The 20984-nt window shown below is 54.6% G+C and carries 13 protein-coding genes, 1 other RNA gene and 4 pseudogenes; 3 read left to right on the top strand and 15 right to left on the bottom strand.

The genetic code is table 11. From position 1 onward, the window contains the following. Positions 1 to 4 precede the first annotated feature (4 nt). Positions 5 to 907: a DNA-binding transcriptional regulator YhaJ gene (gene yhaJ / locus ACMGGE_RS19730; RefSeq protein WP_008503135.1), complete on the bottom strand. Its 903-nt coding sequence runs from the start codon at positions 905 to 907 to the stop codon at positions 5 to 7. 104 nt (positions 908 to 1011) lie between these two features. Here yhaJ and ACMGGE_RS19725 point away from each other — a divergent pair, with 104 nt between their 5' ends. Continuing rightward, on the top strand, positions 1012 to 1713 hold the full coding sequence (locus ACMGGE_RS19725) for a pirin family protein (RefSeq protein ID WP_023309295.1): 702 nt from the start codon (positions 1012 to 1014) through the stop codon (positions 1711 to 1713). An 80-nt stretch (positions 1714 to 1793) separates the two neighbouring features. Here the strand turns inward: ACMGGE_RS19725 and ACMGGE_RS19720 are convergent, their stop codons facing one another. The 13 genes and pseudogenes from ACMGGE_RS19720 to garL form a co-directional block, all read right to left on the bottom strand. After that, a complete protein-coding gene (locus tag ACMGGE_RS19720) occupies positions 1794 to 3098 on the bottom strand; it encodes a serine dehydratase subunit alpha family protein (RefSeq protein ID WP_420294068.1) in 1305 nt (434 codons plus the stop codon). 20 nt (positions 3099 to 3118) lie between these two features. After that, positions 3119 to 4449 (bottom strand): annotated as a pseudogene (locus ACMGGE_RS19715) (hypothetical protein). 261 nt (positions 4450 to 4710) lie between these two features. Beyond that, positions 4711 to 5121, bottom strand: coding sequence for a Spy/CpxP family protein refolding chaperone (locus tag ACMGGE_RS19710; protein ID WP_023615576.1), 411 nt, complete (start codon positions 5119 to 5121; stop codon positions 4711 to 4713). Positions 5122 to 5272: 151 nt separating this feature from the next. After that, positions 5273 to 7566: pseudogene (gene pflB / locus ACMGGE_RS19705) on the bottom strand (formate C-acetyltransferase). Between the two features lie 15 nt (positions 7567 to 7581). After that, complete coding sequence (gene tdcD / locus ACMGGE_RS19700) at positions 7582 to 8790, bottom strand: propionate kinase (protein WP_420294196.1); 1209 nt, start codon at positions 8788 to 8790, stop codon at positions 7582 to 7584. 30 nt (positions 8791 to 8820) lie between these two features. After that, the gene (gene tdcC / locus ACMGGE_RS19695; protein ID WP_420294067.1) at positions 8821 to 10152 is read right to left on the bottom strand and encodes a threonine/serine transporter TdcC; all 1332 of its coding nucleotides are present in this window, start codon (positions 10150 to 10152) and stop codon (positions 8821 to 8823) included. Positions 10153 to 10161: 9 nt separating this feature from the next. Further along, the gene (gene tdcB / locus ACMGGE_RS19690; protein WP_420294066.1) at positions 10162 to 11151 is read right to left on the bottom strand and encodes a bifunctional threonine ammonia-lyase/L-serine ammonia-lyase TdcB; all 990 of its coding nucleotides are present in this window, start codon (positions 11149 to 11151) and stop codon (positions 10162 to 10164) included. 193 nt (positions 11152 to 11344) lie between these two features. Further along, a pseudogene (tdcA, locus tag ACMGGE_RS19685) lies at positions 11345 to 12171 on the bottom strand (transcriptional regulator TdcA); the annotation flags it as partial. Positions 12172 to 12926: 755 nt separating this feature from the next. Beyond that, positions 12927 to 13784, bottom strand: coding sequence for a colanic acid biosynthesis glycosyltransferase WcaA (gene wcaA / locus ACMGGE_RS19680; protein ID WP_223540597.1), 858 nt, complete (start codon positions 13782 to 13784; stop codon positions 12927 to 12929). Positions 13785 to 13838: 54 nt separating this feature from the next. Continuing rightward, positions 13839 to 14090: pseudogene (locus tag ACMGGE_RS19675) on the bottom strand (pentapeptide repeat-containing protein); the annotation flags it as partial. Positions 14091 to 14514: 424 nt separating this feature from the next. After that, positions 14515 to 14891, bottom strand: an RNA gene (gene rnpB / locus ACMGGE_RS19670) — RNase P RNA component class A. Between the two features lie 59 nt (positions 14892 to 14950). After that, the gene (garR, locus tag ACMGGE_RS19665) at positions 14951 to 15841 is read right to left on the bottom strand and encodes a 2-hydroxy-3-oxopropionate reductase (RefSeq protein WP_045415285.1); all 891 of its coding nucleotides are present in this window, start codon (positions 15839 to 15841) and stop codon (positions 14951 to 14953) included. Between the two features lie 21 nt (positions 15842 to 15862). Further along, entirely contained in the window at positions 15863 to 16633 is a 771-nt protein-coding gene (garL, locus tag ACMGGE_RS19660; protein ID WP_048992584.1) for a 2-dehydro-3-deoxyglucarate aldolase, read from the bottom strand. Between the two features lie 374 nt (positions 16634 to 17007). Here garL and garD point away from each other — a divergent pair, with 374 nt between their 5' ends. Next, the gene (gene garD, locus ACMGGE_RS19655) at positions 17008 to 18579 is read left to right on the top strand and encodes a galactarate dehydratase (protein WP_420294065.1); all 1572 of its coding nucleotides are present in this window, start codon (positions 17008 to 17010) and stop codon (positions 18577 to 18579) included. 45 nt (positions 18580 to 18624) lie between these two features. On the opposite strand, the gene ACMGGE_RS19650 is transcribed toward garD, so the two are convergent. Continuing rightward, on the bottom strand, positions 18625 to 19428 hold the full coding sequence (locus ACMGGE_RS19650; RefSeq protein ID WP_045415290.1) for a DeoR family transcriptional regulator: 804 nt from the start codon (positions 19426 to 19428) through the stop codon (positions 18625 to 18627). Positions 19429 to 19667: 239 nt separating this feature from the next. On the opposite strand from ACMGGE_RS19650, the gene kbaZ reads away from it, so the two are divergent. Beyond that, positions 19668 to 20975, top strand: coding sequence for a tagatose-bisphosphate aldolase subunit KbaZ (kbaZ, locus tag ACMGGE_RS19645; RefSeq protein ID WP_420294064.1), 1308 nt, complete (start codon positions 19668 to 19670; stop codon positions 20973 to 20975). Positions 20976 to 20984 lie beyond the last annotated feature (9 nt).

The raw sequence follows: 20984 nt of genomic DNA, 5'->3' as shown, positions 1-20984 counted from the left end.
ACGCTTATTTGTTGTGGTGCGCAAACAGCTTTGGAATTTCACGCAGGCACCACGATTTGGCTTCGCCCATGCTGTCGCGACGCCACGCCATAATGATATCCACTTCGCTGGTGTACTCCGGGCTCACGACCCGCAGCCGCCCTTCCGCAATATCTTTTTCCACAAACGGGTACGGCATCGTCGCCACGCCCAGACCGGCCAGCAGCGCCTGCCGTTTGTCTTCCAGCGAGGTCACCGTCAGACGAGGTTGTTTATCCAGCAGCTGCACCGTCAGCACCGGACGCTCGCGCGCGGTATCCGCGACCGCCACGCCGCGATACTTCACGCGTGTGACTTCAGAGAGCGGCTCCGGCTCCTGGTGAATCGGGTGGTTGGGGGCGGCAACGTAGACGTTCATGACGCTGTAGAGCTTGCGCGAGTTGATTTCTGACGATGAGCGGAAGTGCATGTCCGGCGCAATAACGATATCTGCCCTGCCCGTCTCCAGACGTTCCCACGCCCCTGCCAGCACCTCGGTGATGATGGACAACTGCGTATTGGCCTTCGCCGCCAGGCGATCCACCAGCGGGAACAGCGCTTCGGTCGGGACCAGCGCTTCGGTAACTAACGTCAGATGCGTTTCCCAGCCGCGCGCGAGCGCTTCGGCGTCTGTCGTCAGCTTATCCGCCGCTTCCAGCAGCACGCGGCCGCGCTCCAGCAGCATTCGGCCCACGTTGGTGAATTTTGTTCGATGACCGGAGCGGTCAAACAGCACCACGTCCAGCTCTTCTTCCAGCTTCTGCATGGTGTAGCTCAGCGCAGACGGAACGCGCCCCAGTTCATCGGCCGCCGCCGCAAAACTGCCGCGCCGGTCAATCGCGTCCATGACGCGAAGCGCCTCAAGCGTCAATGCTCTCTCTTTAGCCATCTCGTTCTCATTCAGGAAATTTGAACATACCAGGCAGAATATCTGGCTAACAATGAAGCGTCCATACCTTTACCATTGTTTTAGTGTAAAGAGAGGTCAAGTTTATGATTACGACAAGAACAGCTAAACAGTGCGGACAAGCCGATTTCGGTTGGCTGCAGGCCCGCTACACCTTTTCCTTTGGACACTACTTTGACCCTAAACTCCTCGGTTACGCTTCACTGCGCGTGTTGAACCAGGAAGTGCTCGCCCCGGGTGCCTCCTTCCAGCCGCGTACGTACCCGAAAGTCGATATCCTGAACCTGATCCTGGAAGGCGAGGCAGAATACCGCGATAGCGAGGGCAATCATGTCCAGGCAAAGGCTGGCGAAGCGTTGTTAATTTCCACGCAGCCGGGCATCAGCTACAGCGAGCATAACCTCAGCAAAGACAAAACGCTGACGCGCATGCAGCTGTGGCTCGACGCCTGCCCTGAGCGTGAAAATCCGCTGGTACAGAAGTTAGATTTAACGGGCGATAAGCAGCAGTTGATTGCATCGCCGGATGGCAGCAAAGGGAGCCTGCAGCTGCGTCAGCAGGTGTGGCTGCATCATATCGAGCTGAAAAAAGGTGAACAGGCAAGCTTCCAGCTTCATGGTCCGCGCGCCTATCTGCAGTCCATTCACGGTACGGTGCATGCGGTGACGCACACGGAAGAGAAAGAAGCCCTCACCTGCGGCGACGGGGCGTTTATTCGTGATGAAGCGAATATCACCCTGGTGGCGGATACGCCACTGCGCGCGCTGCTGATTGATTTGCCGGTTTAAGATAAACACGCTCCCTCGCTCGATCGGTTCCCTCTCCCTGTGGGAGAGGGTTAGGGTGAGGGGTAACGGGTTGGATTAAATCACGACACCTTACTCGCCATTATCTCAATAATCTGCCGGTCCGTTGCCTGCATCGAGCGGCACGCCAGCGCGCACAGGTTGGCGATCGACTGCTCCACATCGTGCGCGACAATCCCCTCGTTGCCCGTCACGCCCGACTCATCCAGCGCCATCATCACCGCTTTCCAGGCGCTACTGACGCTGGTAGAGACCTTCATGGCGCAGCTGTTTGACGCGCCGTCGCAAATCATCCCGCTGACGTCGCCGATCATACTGCCGATCGCCATCGCGATGGTCTGGTAACAGCCACCCATCAGCCACGCCATTCCCGCCGCAGCGCCCATCGCCGCCGTTGTCGCCGCACACAGTGCGGAGAGGCGTGGAAGCTGATAATGGATATAGATCGCCGACAGATGCGACAGCATCAGCGCCCGCGCCAGCCGTTCGTCACCGGCCTGAAGATGCTCAGCCACAACAACGACGGGCATGGTGGCGGTGATCCCCTGATTACCGGAGCCCGAATTGCTCATCGCTGGCAGCGTCGCGCCCCCCATCCGGGCATCCGAGGCGGCACTGGTGCGAATAACAATGTCTGAACCCAGATCCTGCGCCAGCCATCCGCGCGAGCGCTGCTTATCAAGCGTTGCGCCAATATGCAGCCCCCACTTCCCACTGAGCCCTTCCCGGGAGAGCGCATCGTTCAGTTGTCCTGCTTCCAGAATGAAGCGAATGGCTTCAAACGGCACCTGCTCGACAAATTCCAGGATCTGCGACAGCGTAGCGTGCGACAGTACCGCCAGCGGATCGCCATCTGTCTCGGCTACTGGCTTATCCAGCGTAAAGCGCGTTTCCCCCTGGCAAACCACTTCCACCACCCGGGTATGCCCGCCCGCGATGGTCACCATCGCCGAGATATCCCCGGCATAAACGCAGGCGCGGGAATAGAGGATCTCATCACACGGCTGCTGCAGTTTTACCTGCACGTGCCCTGCCTCAAGCAGGGCTTTGGCGCGGACCAGTGCATCGGCTGTGGCATCTTTCAACACCTCCAGTCCGGCGTGCGCATTACCGCCAATCGCGCCCAGCGCCGCCGCAATCGGTAACCCGACCATGCCGGTACCCGGCACCGTCACGCCCAGTCCGTTTTTCATTAGGTTCGGCGAGACCCACGCCTCAATCCGTGTGACCTCCCCCGGCAGAAGGTCTGCGGCAATCGCACAGGCCAGTGCCAGAGAGACGGGTTCGGTACACCCAAGGGCAGGCTTCACTTCTTCCTGCACCGCGCGAATAAATTGATTCCATAAAGGATGAGTTTGCTCAGACATCGTTACGACCTTAATTACCCTCAGGAGAATGCGAGGAAAGGGGAAACACAAAGCAGCAGTCCGGTGATGATGATTATCACCAGCGATACGCCTTTATATTTATGCAGCGCCGGTACCTTGTAGACCAGCCATGCCGGGATCAGGCAGCCCACCATGCCGAAGATGGGGCTGCAAATGGAGGTGAAGCTCAACACCGGCGCGTTCAGGACTATCGCGCTCCAGGCCAGCAGAATGGCGAACAGCATAATCCCGCGCTGGACGGCGTTTTCATTGATTCTTTCTGCCGGCATTTTGCGGCGCAGGATGTTCATGACGATACCCTGCGTAGCCTCGCGGAAGCCGAGGTAAACGCCGAAGAACGCAGTCATCACGGCGAAGATATTGAGGATCACGCTGACGATTTTGACCCAGCCCGCGCCGTCGCCGCTGATGAACTGCGCCGCAATCGCCAGGGCAGAGATATTCTGCTCGTAGGCTTTGACCGCCTCATCGTGCCCCATCGCCAGGGTGAAGGAGACGGCGTAGAAGAAGACCGTCACAAACAGGATGCCAAAAGCAATGTTCATCGCCCGCAGTGCCTTATGACGCGCCACCTCCACCGATTTTTCACGTGAACGGTACGAGATCACCATCGGGCTCAGGGTCTGAATAAAGAGAATGGAGGTTAAGGTAAAGGGCAGCGTAATGATGGCGTTTTTAATCAGCAGCCCCAGCGGCGGCAGCATGCCCACGTTGGCTAAATGCCAGAGGCCAATCATTGACAGCCCCAGCGCCGCAACGACAAACAGCTTGGTAAGCACCATCAGGCTGGACACTTTAAACAGCAGCTTCTCACCGCGTGAAGAAATCGCGACCAGAATGCAAATCAAAAATAAACCGTAGAACGGATTTTCCGAGAGCAAACCGTCGGTCACGCCGAAGGTATGCAAATACGAGGCGCTGTCGTTGGTAATGGCCGTGGAATAGACAAACATCCAGATCACCAGCATGACGAAATAGAGCGCACCTAATAAAATCCCCCAGTTTTACCCAAATACCCGCTAATTACGCTCGGGTAGTCTTTGCATTCCGGGGATTCCGCCAGCGTGTTAATAAACAACCGCTGGAATAAATACATGGCGGGATAACCAACAATGGAGGAGAGCAAAAATACCCACAGCCCCATTAATCCGACCTGCACGGGGAGAAAAACAATCCCCGCGCCGATAGCCATCCCAATACTCATGATGACCCAACCCGTGTCGGTGCTATCGAATTTAATCGCCTCTCGCCACTCGCTTTCACTCATTCCCGCCCGCCTTGCCGCGGGGGAATCATTCACAATGACACTGCTGTTTGTTGCCGTATCCATGGGGCACTCGCTTATTTTGTAGGGTAAACAGTTGTTTTTATAGGGTTCCGATCGCCAGCGATTGCGATTCAGATGGCAGCAGGTGCTTGTTATTGGTGTGAGAAAATCTTAACCGGAGCGAGGGAGAAAAAAGTCACAACTTTTATGAGGATTTTCGAGTGATAGAGGAAAATTTGCTTTTTTACTGGTTTGATAGACGGTATTTTTCTAAAAGTGACGCCGATCAAGAAATAAAAACCCGCGCGGTGCGCGGGCAGGAAATCAGTTAGCCAGCGCGTTAGCCATATCCGTTCTAATCTGTTTGCGCTGTTCCGGTGTTAACACCTGGCTGACGTCGAAGTAATATTTCACGCGGTAATAGCGGGTCTGCTCTTCAATTTTGCTGAATGCACTAAGCTGGCTTTTCACCGTGCTTTCGTCCCATTTACCCGCCTGGAACATGTCGATCAGCGCGCCGTCCTTCACGCCCGTCATTGGGATCTTGCTGACATTTTGTTCCAGCTGCTTATGAAGATCTTCAATCTTCTTAACCTGCTCATTGCTGAGCTTCAGGTGCTGAACCAGCGGGTCCTGCGATGGAGACGGAGCAGCCTCAACGTTAGCGGCCTGTGCCGTAAAACTGCACACGGCCAGCGCGGCGGCGGCCAACGCAATACGGGTCATTTTCATCATCTTACTGTCCTTACATTCTGTTATAGGGGAAAGCAGGCGTATTGTTTTTCAAGAGCGGATGAATATGTGTGAGTAATTATATAAACAATTTTGTATGTTTAGCGGGCAAAAAAATGCCCCCCGCAGTGAGGGGCATGAGAAGGGGTTTACGTCAGATTGCCTGTGTAAACGTTCGCGAAATCACATCCTGTTGCTGCTCGCGCGTCAGCGCATTAAACCGCACCGCATAGCCCGAAACGCGGATCGTCAGGTTCGGGTAGTTCTGGGATGCGCAATGGCATCGAGGAGCATCTCCCGGTTCATCACGTTAACGTTCAGGTGCTGCCCGCCCTCAATAGATGCTTCGTGATGGAAGTACCCGTCCAGCAGCCCTACCAGGTTGGTTTTGCGCACCAGCTCGTCTTTGCCCAGCGCCTGCGGCACGATGGAGAAGGTGTAAGAGATCCCGTCTTTGGCATAGGTGAACGGCAGCTTGGCGACCGACGTTAACGAAGCCACCGCCCCTTTTCTGTCGCGGCCGTGCATTGGGTTCGCGCCTGGGGCAAACGGCGTGCCGCCGCGTCGTCCGTCCGGTGTGTTCCCGGTCTTCTGCCCGTAAACCACGTTGGAAGTGATGGTCAGGATCGACTGAGTCGGTACCGCATTGCGGTAGGTTGGCAGCGCCTGAATTTTCTTCATAAAGCGCTCCACCAGATCGCAGGCGATGCTGTCCACGCGATCGTCGTTGTTGCCGTACTGCGGATAGTCCCCTTCTATCACGAAATCAACCGCCAGACCGGTATGGTCGCGCACTGGTTTCACCGTGGCGTATTTAATGGCGGACAGGGAGTCCGCCGCTACCGACAACCCGGCAATGCCGCAGGCCATGGTACGGTAAACGTCCCGGTCGTGTAGCGCCATCAGAGAGGCTTCGTAGCTGTACTTATCATGCATGTAGTGAATGAGATTCAGCGCGCTGATGTACTGCACCGCCAGCCAGTCCATAAAGTGATCGAGGCTCGCCATCACGGTGTCGTAATCCAGCACGTCGTCCAGCAGCGGCTCGGTTTTCGGGCCGACCTGGATCTTCAGCTTCTCGTCCACCCCACCGTTGATCGCGTACAGCAGCGTTTTGGCGAGGTTGGCGCGCGCGCCAAAGAACTGCATCTGCTTGCCGATCACCATCGGGCTGACGCAGCAGGCAATCGCGTAGTCATCACTGTTGAAGTCGGCACGCATCAGGTCGTCATTTTCATACTGCAGCGACGAAGTAACGATCGACACCTGCGCGGCGTATTTCTTGAACGCGATCGGCAGCTGTTCTGACCAGAGGATCGTCAGGTTCGGCTCCGGCGCGGGTCCCATGGTGTGCAGCGTGTGCAGATAGCGGAAGCTGTTTTTGGTCACCAGCGTGCGGCCGTCCAGCCCCATGCCGCCGATCACTTCCGTGGCCCAGATCGGATCGCCGGAGAAGAGCGTGTCGAATTCCGGCGTGCGCAGGAAACGCACCATGCGGATCTTCATGATGAAGTGGTCGATCAGCTCCTGCGCATGCACCTCATTCAGGCGTCCCGCCTGCATGTCGCGTTCGATGTAGATATCGAGGAACGAGGCCGTGCGCCCCAGCGACATGGCTCCGCCGTTCTGGGATTTCACCGCCGCCAGGTAGGCAAAATAGAGCCACTGCACCGCTTCCTGGGCGTTCATCGCCGGGCGTGAGATATCAAAGCCATAGTTCGCCGCCATCTGCTGGATCTGCAGCAGCGCGCGCTTGTGCTCTGCAAGCTCTTCGCGCAGGCGGATCGTCGCCTCCAGATCTTCGCCGCGCTCCAGCCTGCCCTGCAGATCGGCGAACTGAAGTTCACGCTCGCGTACCAGATAAGCGATCCCGTACAGCGCCACGCGGCGATAGTCGCCGATGATGCGCCCGCGCCCGTAGCCGTCCGGCAAACCGGTCAGCACGCCGGATTTACGGCAGCGCATCATCTCCGGTGAATAGACGTCAAACACCCCCTGGTTGTGGGTTTTGCGCAGCTCGGTAAAGAGATATTCAAACTGCGGATCCATCTCCCGCCCGTAAGCCTCAAACGAGCTGCGGATCATGTTGATCCCGCCGTACGGATGCAGGGCGCGCTTGAGCGGCTTGTCGGTTTGCAGGCCGACGATCGTCTCCAGATCCTGGTCAATATAGCCCGGCCCGTGGGCCGTAATGGTGGTGGCAATGTTGGTGTCAAAATCCACCGGGGCGTGGGTGGCATTCTCCTGACGAATGCCGACCATCACCTTCTGCCACAGCGCCGTCGTTGCTGGCGTCGCCTGCGCGAGGAAAGCTTCATCGCCTTCATAAGGGGTGTAGTTATGCTGAATAAAATCGCGCACGTTGACGGCGTTTTTCCATTCTTCACCGCGAAACCCGGCCCATGCGTCGCTGTAGGGGGCGACGCCCGTATCGATTGTTACGTTCATGTGTTTCTCGCTTTATCAGGCGTAAGCCGCAGCCGGGGTAACCTTCCCAAGACGGAGGGCGTCCAGCGCGATCATTTTTTCTTCGTTGGTAGGGATCACCGCGCAGGCCACGCGGGACGAATCGGTGCTGATGACGCGCTCACCCGCGCTGCCCGGCAGGGAGTTTTTGGCGTCGTCGAGGATGACGCCAAACACCTTCAGGCGTTCAGCCACCAGGGCGCGAATCAGCGTTGAGTTTTCGCCGATGCCGCCGGTAAAGACCACCGCATCCAGGCGGTGCAGCGACGCCGCGTGCCCGGCAATGTGTCGCGCAATGCGGTGAACGAAGGTCTGGATCGCAAGCACAGCCCGCTCGTTGCCTTCATGCCAGGCTTTCTCCAGCGCCCGCAGGTCTGAAGAGATGCCGGAGATCCCCAGCAACCCGGACTCTTTGTTGACCACGCGCTCCAGATCCTCAAACGACTGACCGGTCTGCTGAGCAATCCACGCCATCGCGCCAAAATCCACGTCGCCGCAGCGCGTACCCATCATCAATCCTTCCAGGGGGGTCATCCCCATGGATGTATCCACGCTTTGGCCGTTGCGCACCGCGCAGATGGACGCCCCGTTGCCGAGATGGGCGATCACCAGGCCGCTGTCATCGGGGGACAGCCCGAGAAGCGTATGTGCCTGCGCGGCCACATAGCGGTGAGAGGTGCCGTGGAAACCGTAGCGGCGCACGCCCAGCGCTTCAAAATAGCGGTACGGCAAACCGTACAGATACGCCTGCGGCGGCAGCGTCTGGTGGAAGCTGGTATCAAATACCGCGACCTGCTGCACGCCCGGGAACAGACGCTCTGCGGCTTCCACGCCGCTCAGGTTGGCGTAGTTATGCAGCGGCGCCAGCGGAGAGACCTGGCGGATCTGCTCAATCACCTCTTCCGTAATCAGGGTCGACTCGCTGAAGAGGTCGCCGCCGTGCGCAATGCGGTGGCCAATTAAGGCCACGCTGCTCATCAGGTCACGCTTCTCCAGCTCCAGGGCGATGGCAGCCAGCGCCCCTTCGTAGTCCTGGTGAGCCAGTCTGGCTGGCTCACCCCCGTTCACGGAAATAAAGGCCTTTTCAGTGTTGATGCCGTCAGCAATGCCCGTCATCAGGGCGTCGCAACTGCTGGCGTCGAGCACCGAAAACTTAACAGAGGACGAACCGCAGTTAATTACCAGTACAACCGGAAACTCAATCATCATGTGACTCCGCTCTTCCTGAGCAATGGTTTAGAACAGTTTGTAAACGATATTCAGAATGGTCAGCAGGCCCACAACCGTGACGAAGATGTTCTCGGGTTTGCCCTTATATTTCGCCATGGCTGGCGCTTTGCGGATGGCGTACATCGGCAGCAGGCACAGCAGAGAGGCGATAATTGGCGCGCCCATGGCTTCGATAAGGTCGAGAATATTCGGGTTGGCGTACGCCACAATCCAGGTGGAGCCCATGATGAAAACCATGCTGATGGTGTTCAGTTTGCCGACAGAGACCTTCTTCTTATCGCCTTTGTAGCCGAACTTGAGGATCAGGCCATTCAGCCCTTCCAGCGTGCCCAGGTAGTGGCCAAAGAAGGATTTGAAGATAGCGACCAGGGCAATAATGGAAGCGCCGTATTCCAGTACCGTCGCAAACGTCGATTTGGTGCCGGACATGGAGGCAAAGTGGTTCGCCAGGTAAGAGAGCACCGGGATGTTCTGCGCTTTGGCATCCGCCATGTTCTGCGGAGAGAGCGTAAACAGGCAGCTAAAGGCGAAGAACATCACCACGGCGACCATCAGCATGCTGGCGCGACCGATGATTTTGGAACATTTCTGCTCGGTGAATTCTTTACCGAACTCCGGCTCGTACTCTTCGCGCTTGGAAACCACAAACGAGGAGACGATAGGCGAGAAGTTAAAGGAGAAGACCATGATGGAGATCCCCAGCCACACCGTGACCAGGATGCCGTCATGGCCGGTGAAGGCGATATCGCTCAGGTTGACCTGGTCGATCACTGCGGAGTTCCAGTAAGGGATCAGCGACAGCGAAATCAGTACCAGACTGGCAATAAACGGGAATACCAGGTAGCTCATCACCTTCACCATCAGGTCCTTACCGAACCAGATAACAAAAGCCATCAGCAGCAGCAGGAACAGCGCCACCACGCCGCGGTTCAGCGCAGGCAGCTGGAGCTGGTTTTCCCAGAAGGTCATGAAGGTGTTAGTAATGGTGACGCCGTAAATCCACAGCAGCGGGCAAATGGCAAAGAAGTAGAGGAACGTGATCACCACCCCGCCGGTTTTACCGAAATGCTCTTCCACCGTTTCGGTGATGTTGCCGGAGACGTTGCTGCCGGACAGGCAGAGGCGCGCCAGCGCGCGGTGGCAGTAAAACGCAATCGGGAACGCGAGAACCAGCATCAGCAGGATAGGGATTAATCCGCCAAAGCCTGCGCGAATGGGGAAGAACAGCACGCCTGCGCCAATGGCGGTACCAAACAGGCCAAGCGTCCAGGTGGTATCAGACTTACGCCAGGAGGACGTTTTTGTCTGGCCAACGATAATGCTTTCTGTGTTGCTCATAGGTCACCTTTATGCGTCAACGAAGCCGGTAATTTGGGAAACACGGGAGAGATCGATATTGCCGCCGGAAATAATGCAGACGGTTTTTCGGCCCTGAATATAGTGGTCCAGTTTGCCGCTTAATAACGCCGCGCAGGCCAGTGCGCCAGCGCCTTCCGTCACTACTTTATTTCGCTGAATAAGGGCAATCATGCTGTTGCGAATATCGTCTTCGCTCACCAGCACAATGTCATCGACCAGTTCACGAACGATTTCGAAGGTTAATTTGCCGGGGCGAGAGACGTCGCAGCCGTCGGCTAACGTGCCGGTGATGCGATGGTTGGTTATTTCTCCTGCCTGCCAGGAGGCTGCCATTCCGTGCACGTTATCAGACTGTACGCCGATAATATTAATGGTCGGGTTGATGGATTTAATCGCCGTTGCAATACCGGCAATTAAACCGCCGCCGCCAATGGGGACAATGACGTTATCCACGTCGTATAAATCTTCGAGAATTTCCAGGCCGATGGTACCCTGACCGGCAATCACTTTGGCGTCATCGTAAGGCGGGATAAAAATGCGCCCTTCCATCTCGACGATTTCGCTGACTTTGGCGATGGTGTCGTTAAAGTTCTCACCGTGCAGCACCACTTCCGCCGAGTAGTCGCGCGTCGCGGCCACCTTGGATTTTGGTGCGCCCATTGGCATCACCACTTTGCCATCGATGCCGAGCATGGCGCAGGAAAGGGAAACCCCCTGCGCGTGGTTTCCCGCTGAGCAGGCGACCACGCCTTTGCGTTTTTCAGCATCGGTCAGCGAGCTTAATTTATTAAACGCGCCGCGAATTTTGAACGAGCCGGTACGCTGCATGTTCTCAAACTTCAGGAATATTTCGCCCTTACAACGTTCGCTGAGATAATTCGAGCGTGGCATACCGGTTTTATATATCTTGCCTGCCAGGCGTTTTCTGGCATCCTGAATATCTTCAATGGTTACCGGGAGATCGTAAGTAATATGCATAATATCCTCGTTATAATAATTCATTCTTTTCAGGCAAAGTCAGGGTGTCAGAGCGTTAATGCGTTAAGCTCTGGGTATTTTTAAAATAGAAACTTATTATTTATCGTCGTCTTTCGACATTCATCGACGAATATTGTTTTGCCAGCTCAACTAATACGGACGCCGATTTTTTAATTCTGTAATTTTTAGACCACACGGCGGCATAACGCGCCACGGGTAATTCATCTTCCACAGGCAGCACAATAAATTGATCCGAACCGAATGGGGCGATCATGTCGCGGGGAATCACCGTCAGATAATCGGCATTCAGGACAAGGTTATAAATGGTGACGACCGAATCGGTCTGGACAATGTTTTCGATGCTGATGTGGTTGTCTTGCAGAGTAGTCAGGATTCTTTGTAGTAGCCCATATCGGTTTGCGGCATCACCCACTGCTCGTGCGTGAGCGATGCCAGTGTCGTCGGGCCGGTGCACGTTCGCGTTTTGCTGGCGACCAGCACAAACTCGGACTCAAACAGCGGTTCGACGTGGAGATCCTGCAGCAGCATTTCGTCGCTCAGCGTGCCGATGGCAAAATCCAGACGGCCGTCGCGAATGGCCGGGAGGAAAGAGGAGAGCTGGGCTTCATACATTGAGACGCGCGCTTTCGGGAACACTTCCTTAAATTTTTTGATCATCCCGGACAGGAAGGTAAAGCCGATCAGTGACGGGTAGCCAAAGGAGACATCCATAACGGTGCTGAAGCTCAGGCTGTTGATTTCGCTCACCATGTTTTTCATTTCGCGGGTGATCGACTCTGAGTACGAGAGCAGAACCTGGCCCGCGGCGGTCAGTTTCACGCCGGTGTTTTTGCGCACCATCACTTCCACGCCGAAGTAGGACTCAATATCGCTGATAATTTTGCTGACGGCGGGTTGCGTCAGGCCCAGCTGCCTTGCTGCAGAACCTATGGAGCCACTTTTAATGACTTCCTGAAATACCACGAGGTGCTGTGTTTTCGGTAGAATAATAGTGTTCATAATATTCTGCGCTTATTTCCCTATGACGGGGTGAATTCTACTCAATAATGTTTAAAGGGGTATGTGCTGTTACTCACAATTTGCTTTCCAGCCCTTTTAACCTACCTCTCAACAACCCATTAAAAACCTTAAAAATCAACAAAATAGAAACATAAAAATACGCTACAACGCTGATATTGATCAACAAAAATAGCGGTAATAAATTTATTTTATGGCGATAACCCGGATAAATTTCACCGTTCTTAAAAAATCAATAAAGACGATATTTCAGGCAATTAAAGGCCAATAAATAACCGTTATTTGTTTGAAACATTCTTTCAATTTATCAATTTTTTACGGCGTGAATTTTCAGACTTCAGAAAAAGAGTGGAATACGTCACATATTCATGGGAGAAATGTATTTGATTTCAATATGTGCATATCAAACGAGAAAAGATTTGCGATCATTAAGCTAACAATCATAACAAATTATCAATACTACAGATCGTCGGTTTTTTGGATTTAAATTTTGTGATGTTGATCGTATGCAGATGCCGGGTTGGAATTGATAAGGGAAAAACAGTGAAATGTGCTTAATGTCGCAAATATGAGAATTGATGTCGTTTGTGTGGTTGCTGGGTGGCGCTGCGCTTACCCGTTCGTCGTGGTTGTCTGCCGGGGTGATTCCCGGCGACTTACCCAGCCCATCGTCGCTAAGATTTCCGTATCCATCTACTCATTCTGAACACCACCACGACTCTTGTCGTTTGTAGGCCTTAGAACTTTTTGTTCCGGAAGCGGGTATACATCATCAGATAGCGTTTCAGATTGCGTAGCGTCATCAATTTCATCAGGGTTTGCGGGCGCATTTTTTTGTTGCGAATGTAGTAAAGAGTGAAGAGCTGATATTTTTTACTCGGTACGTCTAATTTGGCTTTGTGTTTCCGGTAAAAACGTAGATAACCTGAAAATTTTCGTCCTGAGCAGGTGATGCGGACGTCGCCGTGATTGACATAAAGCACCTGGGTGATGTCATCCAGTTTGAAAGGTTCACCGAAGGTTTCTGCAAGCCGATAAAACGCATCATAATCCTGAGCCGCAGGCAAGGCGTCGTCGAACAGGATCTGTTGCATTCTACTGGTTAAGGTCAGCATTTGGTTGCCTATAATATTCCTTTTATCAAACAGGCTTTTTTTATAAGCCGGTTTCGGATATACCTGCAACTCATCAGGGTGATGATATCCGGTACCGTCACAGAGATAATCATTTGCGTATAAAAAACTGTGCAACTGAAGTTGATGTTGACAGGTAAGAAAGGAGGACAGGCGTGTCGGCAGCCATTCATCATCATCGTCCAGACCCGTAATAAGATCACCCCGGGCCATCCGTATAGCCTGATTTCGAACTGCACAAGCGCCAGAGTTAAATTCATTGCGAATATAGGTAATGCGCGGGTCATTCAGTTCAGTGATATACGTCAAGAGCTGGTCAAATGACGATGAGAAATCATCAATGATAATGAGTTCCCAGTGCACATAGTCTTGATTCAGCACCGATTGTATGGCTCTGATCGCCAATGTCTGGCGGTTCCAGGTTGGCATATAGATGGAGATGAGTGGTCGGGATAGTGGCATGTCACTTTCAATTTTCTCATGTTCCGTCAATGGCCCGGTGCGATCGTTGAAGCAGGCATTATGGATATCGCTTCCAGTAAAATCCACGCAAGTACAATCAGCATGACTAAAAATAGTACCTTCCGTTTTACAGTAGCTAAGATTAGCGCCTGCAAGATTAGCACAGGAGAAATCGGCTCCACGAAGATCACAAAACGAAATATCGCATCCCGATAAATCAATATTGCATAAATAGAGCCCCCTGAGATCCATAAACCGCAGGTCTGCACCTGCCAAATCAGGCTGGTATCGGCGATTTTTCAGCATATTTCTATGATATTTAATCAGTTTTTTTAGTTTGTTTTTTTGGTTCATGCTCAACTGAATACCGATGGGTAAATTAGGCGTTGAGTTAAGCGCTCTTATCATCCTGTAGCAATAGCCCCTCTTCATTTTCAGAAATTAATTAGGGGTAAACTGTATTTATTAACGATTCATTTATTTTTCTCATACATTTTAGTGAGCCAGGGTGGTCTGTAGATCAAATATTGACAGGGAATAAACATGAATCGCAATCCAGAGACATACGAAAAAACCACCTGAAGGTAGTCAGAAATGAAGGCTGTCGCGGTTGCCAGGTTTCTGGATAGTCGGGATGGAACAGCCGTTGGTGTGCCTCGTTTGTATCACAGTCTGTGTCACAGTTTTGCCTTAGAAAGCCTGAGACACACCAACGAATTGTTTTAGAAGAAGTTGAAGCTGACCGATAAGCCGGGTTCTGTCGTGGACAGTCATTCATCTAGGCCAGCAATCGCTCACTGGCTCAAGCAGCCTACCCGGGTTCAGTACGGGCCGTACCATGTGAACCCCTATTTGGCCTTGCTCCGGGTGGAGTTTACCGTGCCACGGACTGTTACCAGCCGCGCGGTGCGCTCTTACCGCACCCTTTCACCCTTACCTGATCCCACTTGCGCGGGCCATCGGCGGTTTGCTCTCTGTTGCACTGGTCGTGGGTTTCCCCCCCAGGCGTTACCTGGCACCCTGCCCTATGGAGCCCGGACTTTCCTCCCCTCCGCCCGTCTCCCCCGAAAGGGACGACGACGAAGCGGCGACTGTCTGGTCAGCTTCGGCGCGCAGTATAGAGGGTTTGCGCGCCGCTGTCACCCTCAGGTATAGGTAAGGCGTGATTAACGCGCTACTTCCACCTTCGCCAGTTTTTCGTAGTAGCATGCAATTGCGCTGTGATCGGCCGTGCCCAGGCCATCGGCACGCAGCGCCTGCATCATCTCCATGACCGCTGCGGTCAGCGGCAGCTGTGCGCCCACGCCGTGGGAGGTATCCAGCGCGTTGGCCAGATCTTTGATATGCAGGTCGATGCGGAAACCGGGTTTGAAATTGCGATCCATGACCATGGGCGCTTTGGCATCCAGCACGGTACTGCCCGCCAGACCACCGCGAATGGCCTGATAGACCAGGTCCGGATTGACGCCCGCTTTGGTTGCCAGCGTCAGCGCTTCAGACATGGCGGCAATGTTGAGCGCCACAATCACCTGGTTTGCCAGCTTGGTCACGTTACCCGCCCCAATCTCTCCGGTGTGCACCACGGAGCCCGCCATGGCTTTCATCAGGTCGTAAAATCTATCGAAAATAGCTTTATCGCCGCCGACCATCACTGACAGCGTGCCGTCGATCGCTTTCGGCTCACCGCCGCTGACCGGCGCATCCAGCATATCGACGCCCTTTGCTTTTAGCGCCTCGCTGATTTCACGGCTTGCAAGCGGTGCGATAGAGCTCATATCGATCAGCACCAGGCCAGGCTTCGCGCCGTCGATAATGCCATTTTCACCCAGCGCGACTTCTTTGACGTGCGGGGAGTTTGGCAGCATGGTGATGATGACATCGCACTGCTCGGCAATGGCTTTCGCGGTGGTGGCCGTTTCTGCTCCCGCCGCCATCACCTCAGCCACGGCCTGTGGATTATGATCGGATACCACCAGTGAGTAACCCGCTTTGATGAGGTTCTTACTCATTGGTTTACCCATGATCCCCAGGCCAATAAAGCCCACTTTCAGCGTCATAATCTGTTTCCTCAATGATGGTTATTTTTTAAAAGCGTCCGCTAATTTCTGCGTAGCCGAGCGGAAAACGCCGAGGTCGCTGCCGACGGCAACGAACGTGGCTCCCCACTCCAGATAGCGGCGTGCGTCAGCCTCAACCGGCGCCAGAATGCCGCACGGTTTACCGTGTGCTTTGGCGCGGGCAAAGATGTGCTGGATCGCGCGCTGCACGTCAGGGTGGCTGGCGTTGCCCAGATGGCCAAAGGCGGCAGCCAGATCGCTTGGACCGACGAAGATCCCGTCCACGCCGTTTGTGGCGGCAATCGCGTCGACGTTATCAACGCCCTGCTGGCTCTCGATCTGAACCAGAATGGTGATGTTGCTGTTGGACTGCGCGAAATAGTCCGGGACGGTGCCAAACATATTGGCGCGGTGTGAAACGGAGACGCCGCGGATCCCTTCGGGAGGGTAGCGCGTAGACGCAACGGCCAGTGCCGCTTGTTCTTCCGTCTCCACAAACGGGATCAGGAAGTTGTAGAAGCCGATATCCAGCAGACGCTTGATAATCACCGGTTCGTTGGTGGGGACACGCACCACCGGAGCACTGTGGCTGCCTTTAAGCGCCATCAGCTGCGGAATAAAGGTGCTGATATCGTTCGGCGCATGCTCGCCGTCCAGCACCAGCCAGTCGAAACCGGCCAGGCCCAGCACTTCGGTGCTGATGGGATTTGCCAGCGCGGACCAGCAGCCAATCTGAATCTGGTGCGCCGCGAGAGCCGCTTTAAATTTATTCGGGAAGATCGCGTTATTCATCGTATTTACCTTTTTAATTCAGCAGCCTTTTTCAGCATCATTTTATTTATTCAGACACCGCGCCAGCATGATATTTATTATTCTGCCGTATTCTGGCGTGATAAAAACGTCATTCAGTATAAGACGCTATCCGCGACCGCACATTGTTTTAATGCTCAGGTATTACGGTATATTTTGATAAAAATTTTTGCATATGCACAAAGCACTGGGCGCTAATGCACAGAATCAAGGATTACGGGTTCTGAAGCGATCGGGATCACATTTTGCTATTCATTCTGCTGACATGCTTTATTTCTGAAAGCTGCGTATTTATTTCTACCATTAGAAAAATGGCTGAATTTATTATCAGAGTTTTTGCTGGAGAATACTGAACAATGGCCGACATTGAAATTCGACAGGCACAGCCGACGGCGTTTTATATAAAAGTGCACGACGCCGATAACGTGGCGATTATCGTCAACGACAATGGCTTAAAAGCGGGAACCCGCTTTCCGGACGGGCTGGAACTGATTGAGCATGTTCCGCAGGGACATAAAGTCGCCCTGGTGGATATCCCTGTTAACAGCGAAATCGTGCGTTACGGTGAAGTCATCGGCTATGCCGTTCGTTCGATACCGCAGGGAAGCTGGGTGGAGGAGTCGCTGGTGGCGCTGCCAGAAGCGCCGCCGCTGAATACGCTTCCGCTGGCAACCCGCGTGCCGGAACCGCTTCCCCCACTGAAAGGCTATACCTTTGAAGGCTATCGCAATGCGGACGGCAGCGTCGGCACCAAAAATCTGCTCGGCATTACCACCAGCGTGCACTGCGTGGCGGGCGTAGTGGATTACGTGGTGAAAATCATCGAACGCGATCTGCTGCCAAAATACCCGAACGTCGACGGCGTGGTGGGCCTGAACCACCTCTACGGCTGCGGCGTGGCGATTAATGCGCCCGCTGCCGTGGTGCCTATCCGGACCATTCACAATATCGCCCTGAACCCGAACTTTGGCGGCGAGGTGATGGTCATTGGCCTCGGCTGTGAAAAATTGCAGCCAGAACGTTTACTTCAGGGGACCGAGGATGTCAAAGCCATCCCGGCAGACGAGGCCAGCATCGTGCGCCTGCAGGACGAACGCCACGTCGGTTTCCGCTCAATGGTCGACGATATTTTGCAGGTAGCAGAACGCCATCTGGACAAGCTCAACCGCCGCCAGCGCGAAACGTGCCCGGCCTCGGAGCTGGTTGTGGGCACCCAGTGCGGCGGCAGCGATGCTTTCTCCGGCGTGACGGCCAACCCGGCGGTGGGCTTTGCATCCGATCTGCTTGTTCGCTGCGGCGCCACGGTAATGTTCTCCGAGGTGACCGAAGTGCGAGACGCCATCCATCTGCTGACGCCGCGCGCGGTTAATGAAGAGGTCGGCAAGCGCCTGCTTGAGGAGATGGCCTGGTACGATAACTATCTCGATATGGGCAAAACCGACCGCAGCGCCAATCCCTCCCCCGGGAATAAGAAAGGCGGCCTGGCAAACGTGGTGGAAAAAGCTCTCGGCTCGATTGCCAAATCCGGGCAGAGCGCCATTGCAGAGGTGCTCTCTCCGGGACAGCGCCCGACGAAACGCGGCCTGATCTACGCGGCAACGCCGGCCAGCGATTTTGTGTGCGGCACGCAGCAGGTGGCATCCGGCATTACGGTGCAGGTCTTTACCACCGGGCGCGGCACGCCATACGGCCTGATGGCGGTGCCGGTGATTAAAATGGCGACCCGCACCGCGCTGGCGAACCGCTGGTATGACTTAATGGATATCAACGCGGGAACCATCGCCACCGGAGAAGAGAGCATTGAAGACGTGGGCTGGAAGCTGTTCCACTTCATTCTGGATGTCGCCAGCGGGCGGAAGAAAACCTTTTCGGATCAATGGGGATTACACAACCAGCTGGCGGTGTTTAACCCGGCACCGGTGACGTGACTTCCTCTCACTCTGCCCTCCCCCCAGGGGGAGGATAAAAAAAATTTAAACCAACACCACCTCAATCCCGCTTTTCCGTAATCCTTCAAGACTTTCCGCCGGAATACCTTCATCGACAATAATCATATCAATCCGTTGCGTATCAATGATTTTATGCAGGCTTGAGCGATTAAATTTGCTGGAGTCAGTGACAACGATAATACGCTCCGCCACCTCGCACATTTTGCGATTCAGACGGGCTTCATCTTCGTTATGCGTACTCACGCCACGATCGAGATCAATGGCATCGACGCCCAGGAACAGCAGGTCAAAATGGTAATTCTGTAGCGACTGCTCGGCCTGGTCACCGTAGAAGGATTGCGACTGACGACGCAAATGTCCGCCGGTCATCAGCAACTCCACCCCATCAGCTTCCAGCAGCGCGTTCGCCACGTTCATGCCGTTAGTCATCGCAATCACATCCGTGTGCTGACGCAGCATGCGGGCGATTTCAAACGTCGTGGTACCCGAATCCAGAATGATGCGGTGCCCGGGTTTGACCAGCGCGGCAGCGGCCTGGGCGATGCTGCGCTTCACCGCCGTATTTAGCGAGCTTTTATCTTCCACGGAAGGCTCAGCGCCCGGCACATTACCTTCACAAATCAGTGCCCCGCCGTAGGCGCGAACGGCAATACCCTGCTTCTCAAGAAAGGCGAGGTCATTGCGGATCGTCACCGTCGAAACGCCGTACAGATGAGACAGATCGTTAACCTGCACGCTTCCCTGCGCCCGCAACCGCTGAATGATCTGCTCTCGCCTTTCACTGGTGCCGGTGATGCGCTTTTCTGCGGATGAATCGGTGCTGCTCATACGAGCTCCTTAATCAATATTCTTTCGTTTCATTTCGTTTTGCCTATTAAGGCCTTTCCTTTACGGGAATGCAAGCCCTGTATGGTGACGATACGCAAGCTGGCATCGCGCTGAAACCTTTCATTATGTTTCTTTTGTGAAACAGATCGGAAAACTATTATCTTTCGTTTTATTTTTATATCACCATGATGCAGGATTAAATGAAACAAAACGAAAGATAAATATCATTACCATCCGAAATGGAGAGGAAAGTGAAACATCTGACAGAAATGGTGGAACACCATAAACGGGGGAATTCAAACGGGATTTACGCCGTCTGCTCCGCGCATCCGCTGGTACTGGAAGCTGCCATTCGTTACGCGCATTCGCATCAGTCGCCGCTGCTGATCGAGGCCACCTCCAACCAGGTGGATCAATTTGGCGGCTATACCGGCATGACGCCCGCTGATTTTCACGGGTTTGTCTGCAAGCTTGCCGAGTCGCTCGGTTTCCCGACGTCACAGCTGATCCTCGGCGGCGATCATTTAGGCCCCAACCGCTGGCAAAATCTCCCTGCGGAACAGGCGATGGCCAACGCCGACGATCTGATCAAAAGCTATGTTTCTGCCGGATTCAAAAAGATCCACCTCGACTGCAGCATGTCCTGTGAGGACGATCCGGTTCCCCTGACCGATGCGATCGTCGCCGGACGCGCCGCACGCCTGGCGAAGATTGCCGAAGCGACCTGTCGCGAGCAGTTTGGTGTAGCCGATCTGGTCTACGTTATCGGCACGGAAGTACCGGTTCCCGGTGGCGCGCACGAGACGCTCACCGAACTTGAAGTCACCACGCCGGACGCAGCCCGCGCCACGCTTGAAGCGCACCGTCATGCATTCGAAAAGGAAGGCTTAACCGACATCTGGCCGCGCATTATTGGTCTGGTCGTCCAGCCCGGCGTGGAGTTCGACCATGCGCACGTCTGCGACTATCAGCCGCAGAAAGCCGTCGCCCTGAGCAAAATGGTTGAAGCCTACGACACGCTGGTGTTTGAAGCGCACTCCACCGACTACCAGACGCCGCAGGCGCTGCGAAAGCTGGTCACCGATCACTTTGCGATTCTGAAGGTTGGCCCTGCCCTGACCTTCGCCCTGCGCGAAGCGCTCTTCGCGCTGGCCGCCATCGAAGAGGAACTGCTGCCAGCGAAAGCCATTTCTGGCCTGCGTCACGTGCTGGAAAACGTCATGCTCGATCGCCCGGAATACTGGCAAAGCCATTACCACGGTGACGGCAACGCGCGTCGCCTGGCCCGCGGCTACAGCTACTCTGACCGCGTGCGCTATTACTGGCCGGACAGCCAGATTGACGACGCTTTTGAACGGCTGGTGCGCAACCTGGCAGACGAGCCCATTCCGCTGCCGCTGATCAGCCAGTACCTGCCGCTGCAGTACGGCAAAGTTCGCGAGGGCGCTCTCAAGTCAACGCCACGGGAACTCATCATCGACCACATTCAGGACATACTCCAGCAGTACCACGCTGCCTGCGAAGGCGTAACAACGCAAAACGCATAATAAAAAGAG

Origin of the sequence: Enterobacter sp. BNK-22 (genome assembly GCF_048684805.1) — a bacterium.
GTDB lineage: Bacteria > Pseudomonadota > Gammaproteobacteria > Enterobacterales > Enterobacteriaceae > Enterobacter > Enterobacter quasiroggenkampii.
Note: the sequence above shows the minus strand (reverse complement) of the source record. Positions and strands in the feature narration are given on the sequence as shown.